This window comes from Parasynechococcus marenigrum WH 8102 (assembly GCF_000195975.1).
Classification (GTDB): domain Bacteria; phylum Cyanobacteriota; class Cyanobacteriia; order PCC-6307; family Cyanobiaceae; genus Parasynechococcus; species Parasynechococcus marisnigri.
Genome location: NC_005070.1, coordinates 1,601,708 through 1,621,694, shown reverse-complemented (window position 1 = coordinate 1,621,694; position 19,987 = coordinate 1,601,708). Strand labels below are relative to the sequence as shown.

Annotated in this window: 24 protein-coding genes, 1 tRNA gene and 1 pseudogene; 18 read left to right on the top strand and 8 right to left on the bottom strand. The window is 58.1% G+C overall.

Annotated features, from left to right (window positions below; all coding sequences use genetic code 11):
* Positions 1 to 20 precede the first annotated feature (20 nt).
* Complete coding sequence (lepA, locus tag TX72_RS08490) at positions 21 to 1,841, top strand: translation elongation factor 4 (protein WP_011128546.1); 1,821 nt, start codon at positions 21 to 23, stop codon at positions 1,839 to 1,841.
* Between the two features lie 3 nt (positions 1,842 to 1,844).
* On the opposite strand, the gene TX72_RS08485 is transcribed toward lepA, so the two are convergent.
* Complete coding sequence (locus TX72_RS08485; RefSeq protein WP_042503732.1) at positions 1,845 to 2,141, bottom strand: hypothetical protein; 297 nt, start codon at positions 2,139 to 2,141, stop codon at positions 1,845 to 1,847.
* Between the two features lie 41 nt (positions 2,142 to 2,182).
* On the opposite strand from TX72_RS08485, the gene TX72_RS08480 reads away from it, so the two are divergent.
* Together TX72_RS08480 and TX72_RS08475 are read left to right on the top strand one after the other, a co-directional pair.
* Positions 2,183 to 3,004 (top strand): ABC transporter permease, encoded by an 822-nt coding sequence (locus tag TX72_RS08480; RefSeq protein WP_042503731.1) that lies wholly within the window; start codon positions 2,183 to 2,185, stop codon positions 3,002 to 3,004.
* Positions 3,005 to 3,024: 20 nt separating this feature from the next.
* Positions 3,025 to 3,240, top strand: a complete 216-nt coding sequence (locus TX72_RS08475; protein ID WP_011128544.1) for a hypothetical protein — start codon at positions 3,025 to 3,027, stop codon at positions 3,238 to 3,240.
* Positions 3,241 to 3,259: 19 nt separating this feature from the next.
* On the opposite strand, the gene TX72_RS14490 is transcribed toward TX72_RS08475, so the two are convergent.
* On the bottom strand, positions 3,260 to 3,433 hold the full coding sequence (locus tag TX72_RS14490) for a hypothetical protein (RefSeq protein ID WP_173358503.1): 174 nt from the start codon (positions 3,431 to 3,433) through the stop codon (positions 3,260 to 3,262).
* A 66-nt stretch (positions 3,434 to 3,499) separates the two neighbouring features.
* Positions 3,500 to 4,189, bottom strand: coding sequence for a tRNA (guanosine(18)-2'-O)-methyltransferase TrmH (gene trmH / locus TX72_RS08470; protein ID WP_011128543.1), 690 nt, complete (start codon positions 4,187 to 4,189; stop codon positions 3,500 to 3,502).
* Here trmH and TX72_RS08465 point away from each other — a divergent pair.
* Entirely contained in the window at positions 4,188 to 4,526 is a 339-nt protein-coding gene (locus TX72_RS08465; protein WP_011128542.1) for an MGMT family protein, read from the top strand. The two genes, trmH and TX72_RS08465, sit on opposite strands and share 2 nt — an antisense overlap.
* A 12-nt stretch (positions 4,527 to 4,538) precedes the next feature.
* A complete protein-coding gene (locus TX72_RS08460; protein ID WP_011128541.1) occupies positions 4,539 to 5,864 on the top strand; it encodes a 16S rRNA (cytosine(967)-C(5))-methyltransferase in 1,326 nt (441 codons plus the stop codon).
* On the opposite strand, the gene TX72_RS08455 is transcribed toward TX72_RS08460, so the two are convergent.
* Genes TX72_RS08455 through petP form a run of 3 tightly spaced genes read right to left on the bottom strand, consistent with a single transcriptional unit; the run spans position 5,852 to position 9,127 of the window.
* Positions 5,852 to 7,951 carry a transglycosylase domain-containing protein gene (locus tag TX72_RS08455; RefSeq protein WP_011128540.1) on the bottom strand — a complete coding sequence of 700 codons (2,100 nt, stop codon included), beginning with the start codon at positions 7,949 to 7,951 and terminating at the stop codon, positions 5,852 to 5,854. The two genes, TX72_RS08460 and TX72_RS08455, sit on opposite strands and share 13 nt — an antisense overlap.
* Positions 7,948 to 8,901, bottom strand: coding sequence for a chlorophyll synthase ChlG (chlG, locus tag TX72_RS08450; RefSeq protein WP_042503728.1), 954 nt, complete (start codon positions 8,899 to 8,901; stop codon positions 7,948 to 7,950). Before chlG ends, TX72_RS08455 begins: the two co-directional genes overlap by 4 nt.
* A gap of 10 nt (positions 8,902 to 8,911) precedes the next feature.
* Positions 8,912 to 9,127, bottom strand: coding sequence for a cytochrome b6f subunit PetP (petP, locus tag TX72_RS08445; protein WP_011128538.1), 216 nt, complete (start codon positions 9,125 to 9,127; stop codon positions 8,912 to 8,914).
* 56 nt (positions 9,128 to 9,183) lie between these two features.
* On the opposite strand from petP, the gene hisF reads away from it, so the two are divergent.
* The 6 genes from hisF (at position 9,184) to glyQ (ending at position 12,714) form a co-directional block, all read left to right on the top strand.
* Positions 9,184 to 9,954 (top strand): imidazole glycerol phosphate synthase subunit HisF, encoded by a 771-nt coding sequence (gene hisF / locus TX72_RS08440; protein WP_011128537.1) that lies wholly within the window; start codon positions 9,184 to 9,186, stop codon positions 9,952 to 9,954.
* Positions 9,951 to 10,652 carry a bifunctional demethylmenaquinone methyltransferase/2-methoxy-6-polyprenyl-1,4-benzoquinol methylase UbiE gene (gene ubiE, locus TX72_RS08435; protein ID WP_011128536.1) on the top strand — a complete coding sequence of 234 codons (702 nt, stop codon included), beginning with the start codon at positions 9,951 to 9,953 and terminating at the stop codon, positions 10,650 to 10,652. The genes hisF and ubiE overlap by 4 nt, the downstream gene beginning before the upstream one ends.
* Before the next feature lie 75 nt (positions 10,653 to 10,727).
* Complete coding sequence (locus TX72_RS08430; RefSeq protein ID WP_011128535.1) at positions 10,728 to 11,078, top strand: hypothetical protein; 351 nt, start codon at positions 10,728 to 10,730, stop codon at positions 11,076 to 11,078.
* Positions 11,079 to 11,152: 74 nt separating this feature from the next.
* Entirely contained in the window at positions 11,153 to 11,305 is a 153-nt protein-coding gene (locus TX72_RS14235; protein ID WP_158305747.1) for a hypothetical protein, read from the top strand.
* A gap of 78 nt (positions 11,306 to 11,383) precedes the next feature.
* Positions 11,384 to 11,782, top strand: a complete 399-nt coding sequence (locus TX72_RS08425; RefSeq protein ID WP_148228806.1) for a hypothetical protein — start codon at positions 11,384 to 11,386, stop codon at positions 11,780 to 11,782.
* A gap of 41 nt (positions 11,783 to 11,823) precedes the next feature.
* A complete protein-coding gene (gene glyQ, locus TX72_RS08420; RefSeq protein ID WP_011128533.1) occupies positions 11,824 to 12,714 on the top strand; it encodes a glycine--tRNA ligase subunit alpha in 891 nt (296 codons plus the stop codon).
* Here glyQ and TX72_RS14755 read toward each other — a convergent pair.
* Complete coding sequence (locus TX72_RS14755; RefSeq protein ID WP_225867690.1) at positions 12,703 to 13,056, bottom strand: hypothetical protein; 354 nt, start codon at positions 13,054 to 13,056, stop codon at positions 12,703 to 12,705. The two genes, glyQ and TX72_RS14755, sit on opposite strands and share 12 nt — an antisense overlap.
* A gap of 166 nt (positions 13,057 to 13,222) precedes the next feature.
* On the opposite strand from TX72_RS14755, the pseudogene TX72_RS14750 reads away from it, so the two are divergent.
* The 5 genes and pseudogenes from TX72_RS14750 (at position 13,223) to TX72_RS08405 (ending at position 16,155) form a co-directional block, all read left to right on the top strand.
* A pseudogene (locus tag TX72_RS14750) lies at positions 13,223 to 14,023 on the top strand (ComEC/Rec2 family competence protein).
* 30 nt (positions 14,024 to 14,053) lie between these two features.
* Positions 14,054 to 14,599, top strand: coding sequence for a hypothetical protein (locus TX72_RS14745; protein WP_011128532.1), 546 nt, complete (start codon positions 14,054 to 14,056; stop codon positions 14,597 to 14,599).
* Positions 14,600 to 14,625: 26 nt separating this feature from the next.
* Positions 14,626 to 14,712, top strand: a tRNA-Ser gene (locus TX72_RS08410).
* Between the two features lie 177 nt (positions 14,713 to 14,889).
* A complete protein-coding gene (locus tag TX72_RS13635; protein ID WP_052298031.1) occupies positions 14,890 to 15,210 on the top strand; it encodes an Arm DNA-binding domain-containing protein in 321 nt (106 codons plus the stop codon).
* Positions 15,211 to 15,228: 18 nt separating this feature from the next.
* Complete coding sequence (locus TX72_RS08405) at positions 15,229 to 16,155, top strand: tyrosine-type recombinase/integrase (RefSeq protein ID WP_011128530.1); 927 nt, start codon at positions 15,229 to 15,231, stop codon at positions 16,153 to 16,155.
* A 21-nt stretch (positions 16,156 to 16,176) separates the two neighbouring features.
* Here TX72_RS08405 and TX72_RS13285 read toward each other — a convergent pair whose 3' ends face one another.
* Positions 16,177 to 16,359, bottom strand: coding sequence for a helix-turn-helix transcriptional regulator (locus TX72_RS13285; RefSeq protein WP_071820848.1), 183 nt, complete (start codon positions 16,357 to 16,359; stop codon positions 16,177 to 16,179).
* A gap of 746 nt (positions 16,360 to 17,105) precedes the next feature.
* On the opposite strand from TX72_RS13285, the gene TX72_RS08400 reads away from it, so the two are divergent.
* The gene (locus tag TX72_RS08400) at positions 17,106 to 17,480 is read left to right on the top strand and encodes a hypothetical protein (RefSeq protein WP_225867689.1); all 375 of its coding nucleotides are present in this window, start codon (positions 17,106 to 17,108) and stop codon (positions 17,478 to 17,480) included.
* Positions 17,481 to 18,389: 909 nt separating this feature from the next.
* Positions 18,390 to 19,652 carry a M48 family metalloprotease gene (locus TX72_RS08390; RefSeq protein ID WP_011128527.1) on the top strand — a complete coding sequence of 421 codons (1,263 nt, stop codon included), beginning with the start codon at positions 18,390 to 18,392 and terminating at the stop codon, positions 19,650 to 19,652.
* The last annotated feature ends 335 nt before the right edge of the window (positions 19,653 to 19,987 follow it).

Here is a 19,987-nt window from a genome sequence, read left to right as displayed (position 1 = left end):
AGACGGGATTCCGCTGCTGCATGACCGACGCCCCCGTCTCACGGATCCGCAATTTCTGCATCATTGCCCACATCGACCACGGCAAGTCGACCCTGGCGGATCGGTTGCTGCAGGACACGGGCACCGTGGCCAACCGGGACATGCAGGAGCAGTTCCTGGACAACATGGACCTGGAACGGGAGCGGGGGATCACGATCAAGCTCCAGGCCGCGCGGATGAACTACACCGCGACCGATGGTCAGCAGTACGTCCTCAACCTGATCGACACGCCAGGCCATGTGGACTTCTCCTATGAAGTGAGCCGCAGCCTTCAGGCCTGTGAAGGGGCTTTGCTGGTGGTGGATGCCAGCCAGGGCGTTGAAGCCCAGACCCTGGCCAACGTGTATCTGGCGCTGGACAACGATCTCGAGATCATTCCGGTGCTCAACAAGATCGACCTGCCTGGGGCGGATCCCGATCGGATCAAGGAGGAAGTGGAGGCGATCATCGGGCTGGATTGCGACAACGCCATCCCCTGTTCGGCCAAGACCGGCCTTGGTGTGCCCGAAATCCTGCAGGCCGTGGTGGACCGGGTGCCCCCGCCGAAGGATGCGCTGGAGGAACCCACCAAGGCGCTGATCTTCGATTCCTATTACGACCCCTACCGGGGCGTGATCGTTTATTTCCGCGTGATGAGCGGCCGGATCAGCTGCAAAGACAAGGTGCTGCTGATGGCCAGCAAGAAGACCTATGAGCTCGATGAGATCGGGATCATGGCGCCCGATCAGAAGAAGGTGGATGAGCTCCACGCCGGTGAGGTGGGTTACCTGGCGGCGTCGATCAAGGCGGTGGCGGATGCCCGGGTGGGCGACACGATCACCCTGCTGAGTGCGCCGGCGGATGAGGCCTTACCCGGATACACCGAGGCCAAGCCAATGGTGTTTTGCGGTTTGTTCCCCACGGAGGCCGATCAGTACCCGGATCTGCGCGATGCCCTCGACAAGCTGCAGCTGTCGGATGCGGCGCTGAAGTATGAGCCGGAAACCAGCAGCGCCATGGGCTTCGGTTTCCGCTGCGGCTTCCTCGGTCTGCTGCACATGGAAATCGTGCAGGAGCGGCTGGAGCGTGAGTACGACCTCGATCTGATCGTCACCGCGCCATCGGTGATCTACAAGGTGAACATGATCGATGGCTCGGAAGTGATGGTGGACAACCCCGCCACCCTTCCCGATCCGCAGAAGCGCGAGTCAATTGAAGAGCCCTACGTGAAGATGGAGATCTATGCACCGAATGAATACAACGGTGCGTTGATGGGCCTCTGCCAGGAACGGCGTGGTGAGTACATCGATATGAAATACATCACCACTGATCGGGTCACGTTGATCTACGAATTACCTCTGGCGGAGGTGGTGACCGACTTCTTCGACCAGATGAAGACGCGCACCCAGGGCTATGCCTCGATGGAGTACAGCCTGATCGGCTATCGCAAGAACCAGCTGGTGCGGCTGGATGTGTTGATCAATGGGGAGCGGGCCGATGCCCTCACCACCATTGTTCACCAGGACAAGGCCTACAACGTGGGCAAGGCCTTGGTGGAGAAGCTCAAGGAACTGATTCCTCGCCAGCAGTTCAAGATTCCGATTCAAGCTTCAATCGGCAGCCGCATCATTGCCTCCACCAGCATCAGCGCCATTCGCAAGGATGTGCTAGCCAAGTGCTATGGCGGTGATATCTCCCGTAAGAAGAAACTGCTGAAGAAGCAGGCCAAAGGTAAGAAGCGGATGAAGGCCATGGGCAAGGTGGATGTGCCTCAGGAGGCCTTTATGGCTGTGCTCAAGTTGAACGATGGTGGGGGGAGCTGAGCCCTAGGTGGGGCACCAACCTTGAGCGGGGATCGACAGGGTGGTGCTCACTTTGGTTGTCAGTGAGGAGCTGCTGTTGGTGGAATAGTCCACCTGGATAAGATTGGTGTTGCCAGCGGCGGTGCCTATCAGAACCGGGTGGTTCTTGATGGCGTGGATCATGCGGGAATCGCCGATCACCCGCATCTGCCGGTGTTGTTGCTCAAGCTGGAGCAGCAGCGCGGTGATCAGAGCATTCGCTCGGAGGCGGTGGGTTGATGACCGTTGCGGGCTCACAACCTGGGGGGATGATGCACCCATTGGTTGCAACCCCGGTTTTGAGCCTCAGCCTTTCCACACGGATGGCCCGTTGGGGGCTCGTAATCGTCGGCATCTATGGCGTCGTCGCTCTGGTCACACCGTTGCTGGTGGCCCTGGGTTGGTTGCCCGATGCCAATGCCGGCCTTGCCAATCCGATCTATGCGCCCCCCACCGTTGAGCATTGGTGCGGCACGGATCGTCTGGGGCGCGACGTTTGCATGCGCACCATGGCCGGCAGCGGTGTGGCTCTGCAGGTGGTGCTGCTGGCTGTGGGGCTGGCCCTGCTGGTGGGTGTTCCCCTGGGGATGGTGAGCGGTTACCTCGGCGGGGCTGTGGACCGGGTGCTGGTGCTGCTGATGGACACGCTCTACACCCTGCCGGTGTTGTTGCTCTCTGTGGTTTTGGCGTTTCTGCTGGGCAAGGGCATCCCCAATGCCGCCGCTGCCCTCTGTGTGGTGTATGTGCCGCAGTACTTCCGGGTGGTGCGCAACCAGACGGCTCAGGTGAAGAGTGAACTGTTCGTGGAAGCCGCCCGCACCCTCGGCGCAGGGCCGTTCTGGATCCTGCGCCGCTACCTCTTCCGCAACGTGATCACCTCGGTGCCGGTGCTGCTCACCCTCAACGCAGCTGATGCTGTGCTGGTGTTGGGGGGCCTGGGCTTTTTGGGCCTTGGGCTTCCCGAAACCGTGCCCGAATGGGGTGGAGACCTCAATCTGGCGCTAGCAGCCGTGCCCACCGGCGTGTGGTGGACCGCCCTGTTTCCAGGGTTGGCCATGTTCATCCTGGTGCTGGGCCTGTCTTTCCTGGGCGAGGGCATCGAGGCCTGGGTGAGCGGCGCAGAGAACCGACCGACGTCAAACTGAGGTAACCGGTTTTTCACGCCATGCCCTGGTGGACCAGCTTGCTGTTCCTGGCGATCTCGGTGATGCTGTGGATGTCGGGCCGCAAAAATCCTGACGATGTGATCGGCCTGCTGGAGCGGTTGCTGGCAGCTCTGCTGATCGTTGTGGTGGTGTTGGTCAGCCAGAACCTGTTGCTGGAAAGCGTTGCTCTGGTTGCGGCCCTGCGCTTGCCATTGGCGTCGCGATCAAACCACTGATGATTCAGCGGCTCACGATTCAGCGGCTGATGGGTGGTTTCACCTCACGGATGGAAATCCTGCAGGAACTTGGGAACAGGGCATGGGCTGCCTCCACCGCCTGGCCGAGATCGACGGACTTAAGCATCTCCTCACCCCATTCCTCACCGCAGTGATACGTGACTGCGTAGTCGTGCATTGCTTTGTCGTCCATTCCTGACAATTCGCTGATTCGGTTATGGCTCAGCGGCGCCCCCATCGGCAAGGGGCCGGGCTCAAATCAGCAGCGCAACTTCACCGTTCGTGGCAAGTCTTCCAGCAGTTCTCCGTCTGCATTGAGTTCCGGGTAAGGACGCCCCTGCTCCCTGCACCAGTCGGCGACTTGGGGGTAAGACCACTCGAACAGCAACTTTGTGTAGTGGTCTGCTGACAACCCCTCGCCCTGGCTTGGCGCTGTTCCGGCCGCCTGCCTCTGCCGTAGTGCTTCAAACAGCAGGGTGGCCGTGGCGACCGAAACATTGAGGGACTGCACCATGCCCCGCATCGGGATGAACAGTGCCTCATCCATCAAATCCCGAGCTCGATCGGTCAGGCCCCATTTCTCCGCCCCCAGCACAAAAGCGGTAGGGCCGGTGAAGTCACAGTCCCGGTAGTCCTTCGCTTCAACCCCGAGGTGGGTGCCGTAGACCCGAAATCCCCTGTCTTTCAGGCTGCCGATTGCGGTTTCAATGGTTGGGTGGTCGTTCAGGGGCACCCATTTCTGACTGCCCTGGGCGGTGCTGTTGAAGGTGCGCGTTCGTCCCTGCAGGCTGACGATGTGAGCCTCGAGGGCGCCCACCGCATCGCAACTGCGCAGGATGGCGGACAGGTTGTGGGGCTTCTCCACGTGCTCCAGCAGCACGGTCAGATCTGCCATGCGATGGTTCAAAACGGATTTCAGCCGTTCAAACCGTCTGGGCAGCAGGGGCATGGGCGACCGCATTTCCTTTGATTCGAGCGTATGGGATGCGGTGTCTCGCATTCCCCATGGCCGCCTTGCCACCTACGGACAGATCGCTGATCTGATCGGTGCCTATGGCTGTGCCCGGCAGGTGGGGTGGGCCTTGCGTCGCCTGCCGTTACCGTCAAACGTGCCCTGGCATCGGGTGGTGAATGCTCAGGGGCGTATTTCAATGAGCCTCAGCCGCGAGGGCAGCGACTGGATCCAGCGGGAGCTGTTGCTGGCGGAGGGTGTCCCTGTGGATGAGGAGGGTCGTTTGCCGTTGAAGGAACGGCTGTGGCGGCCGGACGCTATGTCTGGATCCTGAGGGTTGACTGGATTGACGCAGCCGCAAACCAAAGGATTGGCTCCACGGAGACTCGCCTGGGAGGTGCTGCAGGCGGTGGCGGCAGGGGCCTATGCCGATGTCGCTCTGGAACGGGCCTTGCGCGAGCATCCCCTGGCTGGAGCCGATCGGGGCCTGGCCACGGAGCTGGCCTATGGAGCGATCCGCCGGCGTCGCCCCCTGGATGCCTGGCTGGACCGGCTGGGCAGGATTCCGGCGTCGAAGCAACCGCCCAAGCTGCGCTGGCTCCTGCACGTTGGCCTTTATCAGTTGCTCTGGATGGAGCGCATCCCCGCTTCCGCTGCGGTGAACACCACTGTGGATCTGGCGAAGGCTGTTGGTCTGGCCCGTCTGGCCCCTGTGGTCAACGGCATGCTGCGCTCCGCTCTGCGTGCTCGCGAGTCTGGCCAGTTGTTGGACACACCCGCCGACTGGGCTGCTGCTCTCGCCCTCGAGCATTCCCTGCCGGACTGGTTACCGCCGCTGCTGCTGCAATGGCGAGGGGCAGAGGGGGCTGCCGCCGTGGCGGCAGCCTGCAATCAGGTGCCCTCCCTTGATCTCAGGGTCAATCCCTTGCGGGCATCAAGGGCGGAGGTGATGGCTGCCCTGGAGAGTGCCGGGATCAGCAGCCATCCCATCGATGGTTGTCCCCAGGGCTTGCAAGTGGAGGGTCACAAGGGTGATCTGCGCAGCTGGCCCGGCTACGACGACGGCCACTGGTGTGTTCAGGATCGAGCGGCGCAGTGGGTAACACCGCTGCTGGCTGCACAACCCGGTGATCGCATCCTGGATGCCTGTGCCGCCCCAGGTGGGAAGACAACCCATCTGGCGGAGTTGGTCAACGATCAGGCTGAGATCTGGGCGGTGGACCGTTCGGCCGGTCGGTTGAAACGGGTGGCGGCCAATGCGGCCCGGCTTGGCCATGGCTCAATTCAGGCTCTGGCGGCAGATGCCGAGCAGCTGCTGAAGGATCGTCCCGAGTGGCGGGGCCGTTTCCAGCGGATCCTGATCGACGCCCCCTGCTCTGGATTGGGCACCTTGGCCCGTCATCCCGATGCGCGTTGGCGGATGACCCCTTCTGCGATTGAGGGCCTCTTGCCCCTCCAGAGATCGCTGTTGGAGGGGCTGCTGCCCCTGCTGGCCGAGACCGGAACTCTTGTGTATGCCACCTGCACGATCCACCCAGCGGAGAACACAGCCCAGGTTCGTTGGCTGCTGGAGCTTCACCCTGCGCTCAAATTGCTCGATGAAACCCAGCGCTGGCCTGATGCTGAAAGTGGTGGTGATGGTTTCTATGCCGCCGTGCTTCAGCGCCGTTGAATCTGCGGTTTGAGCCAGTTGCGGCGGCCGTTCACCTCCGCCGGAGGCTCACCTGGTGCTTCCGGTGAAGCTGAAGGGCCTGGACTTTGGTCAAAAAGTGGCTGGGTGACAGGGACCGGGTCAGGGAGAGGGACAGGCGCAGGAGCCATCGATGGGTCGGGCTTCCAGCGTGGGGCCGTGTAGACGGGCTTGGTCTCGTAGTCGTAGCCGCGGTAGGGGACTTTTTTGTCTGTTTTCTTGGGTTTGGCCTTGCCTGGGGGCTGGAATGGGCGTTTCAAAATGGGTTTCGCCGGGAATGGCTGCTGAGGAAACTCGTCCTCGATTTGCACCATGAACTGCTTCCAGGCCCAGGCGGCTTCACCGCTATTGCTCTTGGTTTCCTTGTTGTTGTCGTAGCCGAACCACACAGCTGTTGTGAGCTGCGGGATCGAGCCGATGAACCAGAGATCGCGGGTTCCCTCTGAGGTGCCTGTTTTGCCCGCTACGGGGCGGTTGTCCAATTTGGCGGCGATGCCTGTTCCACCGGTCACAACCCGTTGAAGCATCCAGTTCATGGCATCAGCCACCTCGCTATCCAGAGCGCGACGGCCGCGATCGCCATCAATGCGACGGCTCCAGATCAGTTCATCCTTCGGACCGCGGATTTCTTCGAACGGTGTCGGTTGCACGAATACCCCGCGGTTCGTCACACCGGCATAGGCCGCGGCCATCTCCAGCACCGTTTGCTCGTAGGCCCCGATTGCCATCGGGTAATACTTCCCGAGCGGACGTTTGGTCCCGATGTCAAAGCCGTTGGCGATCTCGATGATGGCGTCGAAGCCCACCTTGTCCTGCAGCTGAACGGCCACGGTGTTCAGTGAATTCTTCAGGGCATCTGCGAGGGAAATGGGTCCGAAGTATTTGCCGCCGAAATTCTTAGGGCAGTAGCCCCGCCAGCAGCGGGGCGCGTCGAGCAAGATGTCATCGGGTTTGATGCCTCGATCGATAGCTGCCGCGTAGGGAAAGAGTTTGAAGGTCGAACCCGGAGACCGAAGTGCCTGGGTGGCGCGGTTGAACTGGCTCTTGCCGAAGCTCTTCCCTCCCACCAAGGCGCGAACGAGGCCGGTGCCCGGTTGGATGCTGACGAGGGCACCTTCGGTGTCGAATGGGGCATGCTCACGAATGACCTGCTGGGCCTTCGTCTGCCAATCGAGGTTGAGGCTGGTGCGCACCTTGAGTCCGCCCACTTCCAGCTGTTCCTGGGTGACGATTTTGGGGAGCTCCTGGGCCACCCAGCTGGTGAAGAACGGTGCTGCGCTGTTGAAGTACTTCGGTATGGCCGGCTTCAGATTGAGCGGTGAGTTCCTGGCCGCTGAGGCCGAAGCACTGGTGATGAAGCCCTCCTGACGCATCCGCTCCAGCACGATGGACCGTTGCTGCCGGGCCAGCTCTGGATTCACCAGGGGTGAGTACACCGATGGTGCCGGGGGAAGACCAGCGATGAGAGCGGCTTCCGGCAGCGTGAGCTGATCGGGTGTTTTAGAGAAGTAGTTCCAGGCGGCATCCGCTACGCCATAGGCCCCAGATCCGAGATACACAAAGTTGAGGTACTGCTCAAGGATCTGCTGTTTGCTCAGCTGACGTTCCAGCTTCAGAGCCAGGGCTGCTTCCTTGAGTTTTCGAACGATGGTGCGGTCTTGGCTGAGAAAGACCGTGCGAGCCAGCTGCTGGGTGATGGTGCTGGCGCCTTCCCGCACCGATCCCTGCCGGACGTTGGTGACCACCGCGCGGGCAATTCCCCAGCCATCGACGCCGTCGTGGTCGAAGAAGCGCCGGTCTTCTGCGGCGATAAAAGCCTGTTGAACCAGCAGGGGCATGGAGCCCGGCTCAAGCTTGTCGCGCGTGGCTGGCCCCAGTTTCTGAATGATGCGCCCCCGCGTGGAGAGCAGCGTGATGGTTCCCGGGCGGTTGAAGTTGGCGATGCCGCGGGCATCCGGCAGAGCCGCGTCAATCAGCTTGGTCAGCGCCCGTGTTCCGAGAGCAGCACCGACGCCAACACCCGCTGCAGCTGCGGCGATGAGGGCCCAATGCAGACGGGAGCGGTTCACATCAGCTGGGTGAGTGGGCTGTGGCCCACGGCCAGCGCCGTCACCAGCATGCCGAGCACGAGAAAGGGTTGAGCGCTGGCTTGGTATTTGACGTCAAATTCAACTGGGTCCCGCAGCAGCCAGATGTCCTGGAAGGTGATCTGGGGCACGATCAACAGCACCAGCAGAACAGCAGCGAAATGCTGACCGATGGCAATGAGAACGGCAACCATGGCCAACTGGAAGATGTCGATCATCCCAGCGCTGATCCAACTGGCCGTTTTGATCCCGAACACAACGGGTAAGGACTGAAGCCCCAGTTCCCGGTCCCCCTCAACGCTCTTGAAATCATTCACTACGGCAATGCCCAGTCCGGCGAGGCTGTAGGCAAGGGTCAGCAGAGCCGTGCTCCAGGTCAGTTGGCCGAACAGGGCCTGGCCTGCCCACCAAGGCAGAGCGATGTAGCTGGCACCAAGGGCGTAATTCCCAAGCCAACCGTTCTGCTTCAGCTTCAGCGGTGGAGCTGAATAGATGTAACTGACGAAAGACCCTCCGAGGGCCAGCAGGAACACCACCGGAGTGCTGTGGTTGGCCCAGATGTCGAGGCCGTAGGACACCGCCAAGCCAGCGATCAGCAGCAGCCAGATCTGAAGCTTCACCTGTCCCAACGGAATGGCTCCGGATGGAATCGGCCGATACGGCTCGTTGATCGCGTCGATATCGCGGTCGTAATAGTCGTTGATGGTTTGGGTGAAGCCCGCCAGCAGGGGGCCGCTCATCAACATGCATGCGAAAGCCGCGAGCACGTGGTCCAGCTTCCACTGGTAGTTGCCACTAGCGGCAGCACCGCAGATCACACCCCAGATCAAGGGGATCCAGGTGACCGGTTTCATCAGCTGCAGCCGCAGCTTCCAGATGTTGGAGGTGCCGGAGGCACCTTTCATGCCCAGCAGCTGACGTGCGTCGCTCACAGGGAAGTCCTCAGGCAGCTGCGATTTCGTCTTCGAAAAACCAGTTGGTGGAGCCATCGCTCAGTTCCACCACCACTCCAATGCCCTTGCCGTCCACGGTGCGGAATTCTTTCACCGTGCCGCTGGCGTCAGCTTTGAGCAGGTCCACCAGGCTTTGAGGAATCCGATCACGAACACGAGTGACGCGGATCTTGGAGCCGATGTTGATCGACGCAGCCTGGGACATGGCCTGCAAGGCTTGGAGAGTGGCGCAACCCTAACAGTCGCTTTTGCGCCGAACAGATGGTTGCTCTCCGCTTGATTCCCTGCCTGGATGTCGCCCGCGGACGGGTGGTGAAGGGCGTCAACTTCGTCGGTCTGCGAGACGCCGGTGATCCTGTGGAACTGGCCTGTCGCTACAGCGGCGCCGGGGCGGACGAGCTGGTCTTTCTTGACATCGCGGCCAGCCACGAAGGCCGCGGCACCCTGATCGACATGGTGCATCGCACCGCCGAATCGGTCACGATTCCTTTCACTGTGGGTGGTGGGATCTCCACGGTGGAGGGCATCACCGATCTGCTGAGGGCCGGGGCCGACAAGGTGAGCTTGAACTCCTCTGCAGTGCGACGGCCTGAGTTGGTGCGTGAGGGGGCTGAGCGTTTTGGCTGTCAGTGCATCGTTGTGGCGATCGATGCCCGCAGGCGGGATGGGGATGGCTGGGACGTTTTTGTGAAGGGTGGGCGCGAGAACACCGGTCTGGATGCGGTGGATTGGGCACGACGGGTGGCGGAGCTCGGTGCTGGCGAAATTCTGCTGACCTCCATGGACGGCGATGGCACCCAGGCCGGCTACGACCTTGCCCTGACCCGTGCAGTGGCCGATGCGGTCCCGGTGCCCGTGATCGCATCCGGTGGGGCCGGTTGCATCGACCACATCGCCCAGGCCCTGGAGACAGGACCGGACGGTGGACATGCCTCCGCTGCGCTGCTGGCCTCCCTGTTGCATGACGGTGTTCTCACGGTCGAGGAGATCAAGCAGGATCTGCTGGCGCGAGGTCTATCGATTCGTCCGTGAAACCAGGTGACCCCGCTGCAGTTGAGCAGCTGTTCGATTCGGTCGCATCCCGTTACGACCAACTCAATGACCTGCTGAGCCTTGGGCTGCATCGTCAGTGGAAGCGCCAGTTGCAGTGCTTGCTCCGGCCTGCAGCCGGCGAGACCTGGCTAGATCTCTGCTGCGGGACGGGGGATCTCGCCCTTGAGCTGGCCCGGCGCGTACGGCCCGGTGGCTCAGTGCTGGGTCTGGATGCTGCGGCAGCACCGCTGGAGCTCGCCCGTCACCGCCAAAGCCGTCAGCCCTGGCTGAATGTTGTGTTCCAGCAGGGGGATGCCCTGTCCACGGGGCTGCCGGATGCCTCGGCCGATGGGATTGTGATGGCCTATGGCTTGCGCAACCTCGCGGATCCGGTGGTGGGACTGAAGGAGATGGCCCGTCTGCTCAAACCAGGTCGCCTCGCTGGTGTACTCGATTTCAATCGCCTGACGACGGCAGGGCCTGCCGCGGACTTCCAGCGGTTTTATCTGCGTCGGCTTGTGGTGCCGGTGGCGTCTGCGGCGGGTCTTAAGGAGGAGTACGCCTATCTGGAGGAGAGCTTGAAAAGGTTCCCCGATGGCACGGCTCAGGAGCGTTTGGCCCTGGAGGCGGGATTTGCAGAGGCCAGGCATCACACCCTGGTGGCGGGGCAGATGGGAATGTTGCTGTTGAAACGGTGAAGCTTGTGTTGCGTCGCTTGCGACACAGTCGACTGGCGTCGTAAAGCTAAAGATAAGTTTAAGAAGAGGTCTGTTATGGCCTTCCCGCTCCCGACGCTGCTTCCAAGGATTGATGAGTTGCTTCAGGAAGTGCAGTGGCTGGATGGGCTGATCCTGGTGACCGATTCAGCCCGCGCCAGCTTTGTTTCGTTCTCGCAGGTGGATCCCCTGCTCCGGCGCCTGCGTCAGCAACCCAAGGGCCATGAAGTAGCCGAAAAACTCTGCATGTCCTTGCTGGAATCCCACGGCAAGGGCGGCGCCAAACCGGTGCTCGTGTTCCAGGGCGATGGCAGTTTCTGGCTGGGGTTGATCGGACCGAACGTCAGCAACCCCCATCGCCATCACGCCATTGCCCATCTGCGCCGCTGTCTGGCTTTGAAGAGCTGAGGTCTGCCTGGCTCGGTACGGCTGCACCCCTTTGGTGATGGAGCGGCTCAGTTGCCTCCAGTCGATCGAACGGGTTGAAGACCCCTTATCCCCACGTCTTCACCGAAGTGGCGCTGCCGGAGGCGATCTATTCCGAACTGAAAACGACGTTCCCTGAGGAGCAGATCCTGGGCCGGGTCCTGCGGATGGATGGCGGCAGCCCCATCCGACGTCTGAAAACTGCATAGGCACTGCCCTGGAGCGATCTCCCTCCCATCTGGGAGGACTTCCTGCGGTTACAGACCAGTGCCGAGTACTTGCAGGCGGTGGTGCGTCTGTTTGAGCCCCAGCTGCTGCGCTGTCTCGGACCGAGACGCTTGCAGCGTTTGCTTACCGGTGCGGTGGCACCAAGGCGGATGGGCGGTCCATCGGATCTCGTCACCGACTGTCAGTTCGTGCTGAACGAGCCCGTCGGCGGGGCGTCCACCAATCAGCCGCCGCATGTGGACAACCCCAAGGAGATTTATGCGGGGCTCCTCTACATGCGTTCACCTCGAGATCAGGCATCAGGTGGTGCGTCGCCCCAGCATCAACATCATTGGCCAGTTCGCCGGCCGGGAGCGGATGTGGCGGATCCCAGAGTTCGACTGCCGTTCCTCCCGACTCAGGCAGCTCGGCCAGTTGGCACAAACGGGTTGGCCTGGTCGATTGGGGATGGGGGCTGACTCCCTGGGCAGAATCAACCCCCAGGCACCTTCGGTTCGCAGTGCATTTTCAGGACATCATCTCGACCTTGCAGCGCTTCTGGGCGGATCAGGGATGCCTGCTGCTGCAGCCCTACGACACCGAGAAAGGGGCCGGCACCATGAGCCCCCATACGGTGCTGCGGGCGATCGGTCCGGAACCCTGGGCCGTGGCCTATCCCGAGCCCTGCCGCCGGCCCACCGATGGTCGCTACGGCGATAACCCCAACCGGGCTCAGCACTACTTCCAGTTCCAGGTGCTGATCAAACCCTCCCCAGACGGCATCCAGGAGACCTACCTGGCCTCCCTGGCAGCCCTGGGGATCAAGGCTGCCGACCACGACATTCGCTTTGTGGAGGACAACTGGGAATCCCCCACCCTTGGTGCCTGGGGTGTGGGCTGGGAGGTGTGGCTGGATGGGATGGAGGTGACCCAGTTCACCTACTTCCAGCAATGCGGCGGGATCGACTGCAAACCGGTGTCGATCGAAATCACCTACGGCCTCGAGCGCCTGGCCACGTATCTCCAGGACGTGGAGAGCATCTGGGATCTGAGCTGGAACGCTGAGCGCAACTACGGCGACATCTGGCTGCCCTTTGAAAAGGGGCAGTGCCACTTCAACTTCGAAGGCTCCGATCCCGAGCGGCTGAAGCAGCTGTTCGCCATCTATGAGGCCGAGGCCTCTGACTTGATCGAGAAGAAGCTTCCGGCTCCAGCACTGGATTTCGTGCTCAAGTGCAGCCACACTTTCAACCTGTTGGAAGCCCGCGGCGTGATCTCGGTCACCGAACGCACCGCCACCATCGGTCGGATTCGCACCCTGGCCCGCAGGGTGGCGGAAGCCTGGCTGGCGGAGCGGGAAGCGCTGGGATTCCCGCTGCTGGAGGGGGGAACACTTCCGTCAGCAGCCTGATTTCTCCTGCCCCGATTCCCCTCTGTTCGGTCCTGCGCCCTGCTGCTCTGCCTGACCTTGCTGCTGCGGGGGCTGTTCTGGGGGGCTCCGCTGCCGCAAGCGTCTGATCCATCCCACTCGATCCAGCAGAACCGCTCCAACGTGCAGCTGACCGGTCGGCTGCTGGCGGATGCCCGACGGTTTGATGACGCCTGCTCCGCTCTTGTGGCGGTGGAGTGGATCGACGCGGTTCGTCGTGACGGACGCACGGAGCTTCAGCTCCGTCCTTGCCCGGATCCACCCCGCCAGGGTTGGCGCGTTCGGGTGCGCGGGTCGATGAAACGCCCCGCTGCTGGTGTTCACCCCCTGCTGCCTGGTCCGGCGGAACGCTTGGCGGCCCGGGGCAGTTGGAGCCAGCTGCGGGCCACGAGCATCGAGGTGCTCAGCCGGCCCTGGACCCCCATCGCCGATCTGCGGCGGCAGATTGCTGATCGTCTTCAGGCCGCGGCTGGAGCAGAGCGAGGCGGGGGTGCTGGCGGCGCTGGTGCTGGGGAGTGCCCAGGTGCAGCTTCCAGATGCACTGCGCCAGGCCTTTCGGGTGGCTGGGCTGTCCCATGCCCTGGCGGCCTCAGGCTTCCACCTCTCGGTGTTGCTGGGTGCTGCTCTGGCGGTGGGTCGCTGCCTGGGGCGTTCCCTGCGACTGGCCCTGGCGGCGTTGGCGTTATTGATTTTTCTGCTCTGTGCTGGAGCGCAACCGTCGGTGGTGCGGGCGGTGTTGATGGGGGCCACTGCGCTGCTGATCCGAGAGTCCGGTGAGAGCAGCCATGGCTTTGGGGTGTTGCTGCTCACCCTCAGCCTGATGCTGCTGGTGCATCCCGCCTGGGCTCGCTCGATCGGTTTTCAGCTCAGCGCTGCTGCCACGGCGGGATTGATTATCACGGGCCCTTGATTAGAAAGATGGTGGGCGGAGCGTTTGCCGATGCGGCTCGGCTGGTTGGCACCAGCCCTGGCAGTTCCCCTGGCTGCGATGGCCTGGACCTTGCCGCTGCAGCTGCTGCACTTCGGCTCAGCTCCCCTCTATGCCTTGCTGGCCAACCTGTTGGCGGCTCCGCTGCTGGCCCCGTTGACCCTCTCGGCGATGGGTCTGGCTCTGGCGTCGCTGCTGTTGCCGGCGGCGGCACTGCCGTTGTTGGCCTGGCCGGTGGCGCAGCTGGCTGCTCTGCTAATCACCCTGGTGAGTTGGATCAGTCACTGGCCTGCCGCGCGATTGCTCACTGGCCATCCCCAGCCTTGGGTGGTGGTGTTGCTGGTGCTCGGCGTGCTGCCATAGTTACTGCCTCGTAATGGGCGTTGGCGGCCGATGGGGTTGCTGCTCACGCTGTCGGCTGTGGTGGTGCAGGGATGCGTTCAGCTGGCGGATGGTGTGGTAACGGCTCAGCGCGGCCGGCAGCACTGGCTGCTGGCCCGTCATCAGGGCCGCGCAGCTCTCGTCAGTACGTCAGCTGATGCAAGCAGTTGCCGGATGGCCCGCCGCCTGGCGGATGCCCATGGCCATGGACGGCTGGACTGGGTGATGCTGTTCGATCCTGTGGCAACTGAAGCGATGGCCTGCTGGGAGGGCCTTGGGCATCGCGTGGTCGCACCGCATCAGGGTCGCGCCGGTCTCGCCATGGGTCAGCGCCTCCTCAGTGATGGGCTGTCTGTCGAGCTGCTTTCGGACCGCGGCCAGGCAATGCTGCTGCGGGTCGGTGATCAGCGCTGGCGCCTGTTGCCCAGGCCTCAGGCCCTGTGGGCTCTGCGGCATCAGGGCAGCTCCGGCGATGTCGATGGCACCTGGCTTGGATTTCCGCCCAATCGCACCGAGCGAAGCTGGTTGAAGGAAGGCGGACCGGAGGTCGCCCTTTAGAGTTAAGGCACGCCGGTTAGGCGTGTGGAGAGGTGGCAGAGTCCGGTTGATTGCGCACGACTCGAAATCGTGTAGGGGTCAAACCCTCGTGGGTTCGAATCCCACCCTCTCCGTTCAATTGACGTCCGTTACGGGCGCAAGATTTCCTTAAACCCTTTTGCTTCAGCATGTCTGGGGCCTTTTGCTGTCCGCCAATGTCCAGCGGAATCCTTGGATTTCCAATGACCGTGTTGTGAGACGTGTTGTGAGATTTTTGCTAATGTGTTGTGAGAAAATCTGGTGTTGTGAGAATGCCGCAGACCTCCCTCAATGACTCGCAAGTCAGGGCTCTGCAGGCCGGTCCAAAGCGTTCAACCCATGCTTTGGGCAATTCCCTCTTGCTGGTGGTGGAACCGGCTTTAAAAGGCGGCAGCAAGCGTTTCGTGGGGCGTTACCGGTTCCCTCCAGGACGCTCTGGAAAACAAAAGGAGTACTCCCTCGGGGTCTACGGCAGAGGGCATGGTCAGCTGACCTTGAAGGAGGCCCGTGACACCTGGACCAAGATCAGAGCTTGGGGTCTCGATAGCGGAGAGGACCTACATGTCTACAAGCAGTCGGTGCTCCCGGCCTAGCCTCAAGACTCACCAACCTTGGGATTGGCGGTTAGGGAATATCTGGCCACGTCTCGTCATCGCGAGTCGACACGCAAGGACTACGCCAACTGCCTGAATAACCAGGTGTTGCCGGTCTTGGGAGCTGAGACGCCGCTTAGTTGCTTTGCCTTCTCTGATGTGCAACGGGATGGACGCACAGGACGGCGGATCGTGCTGGATATGAAGAAGGATCTGGAAAAGCGTGCTCCAGTCCAGGCGGATAAAGCCTTGATGGTCCTTAGGCAGGTCTTTGGTTATGCCATTGATCAGGGCTGGATGTCAGAACCAAACCCTGCTCAGGGATCGCGGCATGCACGGTCGTCCCACGTTGTCCAGCATCATCCAACTCTGACGGCGGATCAATTGCCCACATTTTTTGAACGATTAAATTTCAATGAGACGAAGGGCTCTTTGGTTGTTAGGTCTGCAGTTAAATTATTGTTTTTATCATTTTTAAGAGTTGGTTCGCTGGCTGGTATCCGATGGTCTGAGATTGACGAGGGAGAGTCAATCTTGACGATTCCAGCTGAGAGGATGAAAAGCAAGAAGTCACATTTGGTTCCGCTGACCCAACCAATGATTGATGTCCTAGAACCGCTTAAAGACTTAACAGGTGATACTGGATATGTTTTTGACACTGGTCGTGGTGGTTGCTATCCCCATATGAATCCAGCATCGATTAATGCTTATCTAATCAAGTTGGGATATCAAGGACTCCTGCGGGCACATGGGGTTCGCTCTATTCCGTTGACGATTGGACAGGACATCCTTGGCTATAAACCAGAAGTGATTCAGCGTCAATTGGCTCATGCAATTGGAGATAAAGTGCGTCAAGCTTATGACCGATCTACCTTGTTAAAAGAGCGCAGAGATTTCATGATTGCTTGGTCGGACTATCTGCTGGATCAGGGGCTTGAGGGTTAAACGAAATTATTTAAGTGTACTTTATTGTTTGGTGGTCTGTTCAATCCAGCTCAAAATATCTGATTCGAGCCAGACAGCAATGCGCGTACCGACCTTGCTTTGCTTAGGAAATAAACCTTGGCTCATATGTGAGTAAATCGTCGACCTTGATAGGCCAGTCATTTCTTTGACTTCCGACAATCTGATCAACCTTGACTGTCTCATAGCCAATAAAAGCAAGGCTTAAATTTCACTTCTTTCCGAATGTAGCCTTGCTATCTGAAATTATCTACGAGAACCTTGAGCTTTTATAGCAAATTTAAGAGTCACTTTATTATTTGAAATAGCCTTGGTCTACTTTTGCTATTTGTCAGCTTGTGAGCCAAGATCTTATGATTTGTGTGTTTGATTCAATATTTTATGGCTCTCAGGGCGGACTTTGGGGTTCTAGGGGGGACTTTGTGATCGATGTCAATCGACTGCAGCACAATGGATCTCAGCGAAGTGGTGCGATTTAGACCCTCTAATTACTCTTTATCTAGTAATAACGACCATATTGGTGTCCCATATTGGTGTCCCATTTGGGCTATTAGTTTGAATCACATGGGATGACCAAAAGTGTCAGCCCAAAAGGGACACCCATGTGGTCGTTGCTTGAGAGAGGTTTGTGATTCAGGTGCAATCTCAGCCCAATCTCAGTCCTGAGACCCAGGATCCATTTGGTAGCAGCCGATTAGAGCGGGGTTGAGATTGAAATGAGATAAGCAAACTCCGCCCTCCGCTTCCCGACGGATGCCCTTGATGCATCTGGAAGCCAGATCTAAACTGGAATCTCTGGGTCGCAACCATGGGACGCTCTCGAGATCCTTATCAGATTCCCAAGGCGGGAGTGGAGATCGCTCCTTTGGCTGGACTTGCATCCGTCAACATCAACAGGAGTGTTGGTCCTGTCTCCTCCACGGAGTTTGTGGGTGAGTCAACCCCTGGGCGGGGTTCTGGTCTACGCCATTTATCAGGCTCTGTTGACTGGTCTTCGCACCGAAGCCATGCGTAAGCGTGGAGCTTTGGATCGCCAAACTCAAATTCGTTTGGTGGCTGAGTCTGTTTGGGCATCTGCCAAAGAGGGTGCTGCAGTAAGTGCTGTTCTGGGAGTTGTTCTTGTTGTGTTCCCATGGATGGCCTTCCCTTTATCAGTCTTAGGTGTCTTTGGTGCAGGTAAAGCCACCATGGATCTTGTCGATGCGTTCTGGGATGGCCTCACAGAAGAGCAACAAAGCGAGGTTCGATCTTTGGCCTACGAAGCTGGTGTGAATCTCAGTCAGATCTTCCAGCCCAGACCTGCTTGATCCATAAGGACTCGAGGAGGCTCTTTTTTGTCTGTGCGTCATTTCAGTCTTACGAGATGCGTGTGACCTCTCAGGCGCCACAGTCCCTATTGCCCTGAAAAAGTCCGGCTTGGTGGATTGTTTTGGCATAAGCCGGGGAGTGCTTCCCCTTTTTCGATTTCAGATATATCAATTTAGAATTAACTAGTGTTATCTAGTTGGTTCTGTGGATAGTAACCTCATTAATACCGCAAAGTTATTAAACGATCTGATTAGGCGGGTTGATTATTTGCAGCGAGAAGTCTCCCGCCTGGTTCAATCACGATCACCTGATCGCTTTGTGCCCTTAAAGGAGGCGACGCAACACTTGCATTGCGGGCGTGATTGGTTGGTGTCTCAGATCAAAGCCGGAGTTCTACGTCCTGGTATTGATTTTATTGATCGGACGTCGACGACCTCATCCCGCAAGCGTTACCTGGTGAACCCAGTATCGGCAATGCGCTAGCTTAATAGTGCACAAGTTGTTGCTGTTAAGACAAAGGACAAGGCTATTCTTCCGAGTCAAAATTTCGGCTCTTCAGATGATCCAGTCGTTGTTTGATGACTAAATTTAGAGCTACATCTTTGCTTCATAGTCCATATTTCTTTGTATTTGTCGAAAATTTCAATCAAGTGATCCGAGAGTTTGGCTTTTGTTGCGGCCACTTAATTTGGTTCGATGCGTTCAGCTTGACGACTGCTATGCTTTTTGAAAAATTTATTGTAATGATCTCTAGCTTTTCGCTTGTTAAGGAGGCCTTGTAGAAATTTTGCTGGGTTTAATGGGGGAAAGTAAGAATTAAGGAGAGAAAATGTTGAGAACTTTTGGCGAGCAGTTGCACTATCGTTCCGAACAGTATATGATTGACAATAAAGTCCTCCTTGGCAGCAATGAAATCCAATGAGTTCAAGACATTCTCTGTAACAGTAATCTCATTTTTCCTGGGGCCTTTACTCCTTTGCGCGCAGCCAGCAACTGCAACTGATCGCTACTCAGAGCAAAAAGAAGAGATGACTGAATACATTTATCCGCTTTATCGGATGCTGGAAAGGATTATGCAAACAAATAAATTTAAACAGGGAATGTCCATAACTTCACGGGCAATGGGCGGAGGCACTTGTGATAGTGTTGAATGCAAATTAGCTGAAGATCTGCCCAAAGTATCAAAAGATGATAATCTGCTTATCTGGGCTCTTCAGACAATTAACGATACGTTAGGAGGCAACAATGCAACTGCAAATTCGAGAAATAACTTAATTACAGTAAGTAGAGCTTTGCAAAATAATCTAGCTGCAAATACTGAAGGCTTGGCATGTGTAGTTGCACACGAGGCGGCGCATATTGAGCGTAATCATATAAAAGAAGAGGAGAAAAAACGTGTAAGCCTTGACAAAATAGCTGCCCAAAAAATACGAAGCGCGGTCGCCAATGCACACAAGGCCAAGAAGAGTAATGAATTTTGGGCTGCTGTCGCCGTTGGTATGAATGCATATAACGTCGGATATGCATCGTCTCAAGGTAACTATGCCGCTGCTGTTCAATCTCGTATGAATACCGAAAATCTCGCGAGGCAGCTAGAGGCTGATTTATATGCAGGTGCTTCATATGTTCAGGGATATAGCCAAGTGGTGTCTCAAAATCTTTCACGTTTAATGTTGTCTGCTCCCCAGACCCTTAATGCTATGTCCTATATGGAAGGGCTTCCGGCAAGTCTTGTTAAAAGGACAATGAGAGATATTGAAGAATATATCTCGGACTTTGCTCTAGAAATGAAAAAAGTTTCTCGTGAGCACGAGTTGGATGCCGATAAGTTTGCTGTGACTTATATGGCTAATGCGGGGCTTGATCCCGAAAAATGCATTGATGTCATTGACTTTCTTCACCGAATAACTGGTGATACGTCTACACAACCAATGGCAACCCATCCTGGTGAAACAGAACGTAAGATGTCTCTAAGGCAGGTCATTGACGATCTGCCCCCGCGCTTAAAGCGAAAGTACAAAAATGCTGGGCCAAGATTTAAGTATCCGCTTCTTCCCTATATTTATGATAAGGAGACAGAGGTTGTCCGACTTTCTTTGCCTGGAACTGCAAGTATGCAACAGGGAAGTAATCAGCGAAATTCGATTGTTGATTCAGTGCTCGGCAATTAATTGCTTCAGAACATAGCCAGCTCGCTTAGATCAACATGATTTCACTTTAGAAACTGAATTGACGAAGCAGGCTCAACTTACTTGTGCGAGTTTGATCTTGCAAGCACCTGCGCGTTTGCAAGTTCCCAATATTTTCATTGGTTTCTCCTGGATTTTGCGCTAGAAGCAGTAATGATTTTGTGAATCAATGCAATATTTTTGATAGCTATTTATGAGACTTTTCTGTGTTCCTGCGCTCATTTGTCGCGTCCAGCAAAGTGAGCCTCCCCCAAGCAATGGTGACCAGTCTCCTGTAAACATGTCCATTGGGTATGCATTCATAGGGTTCCCATTTC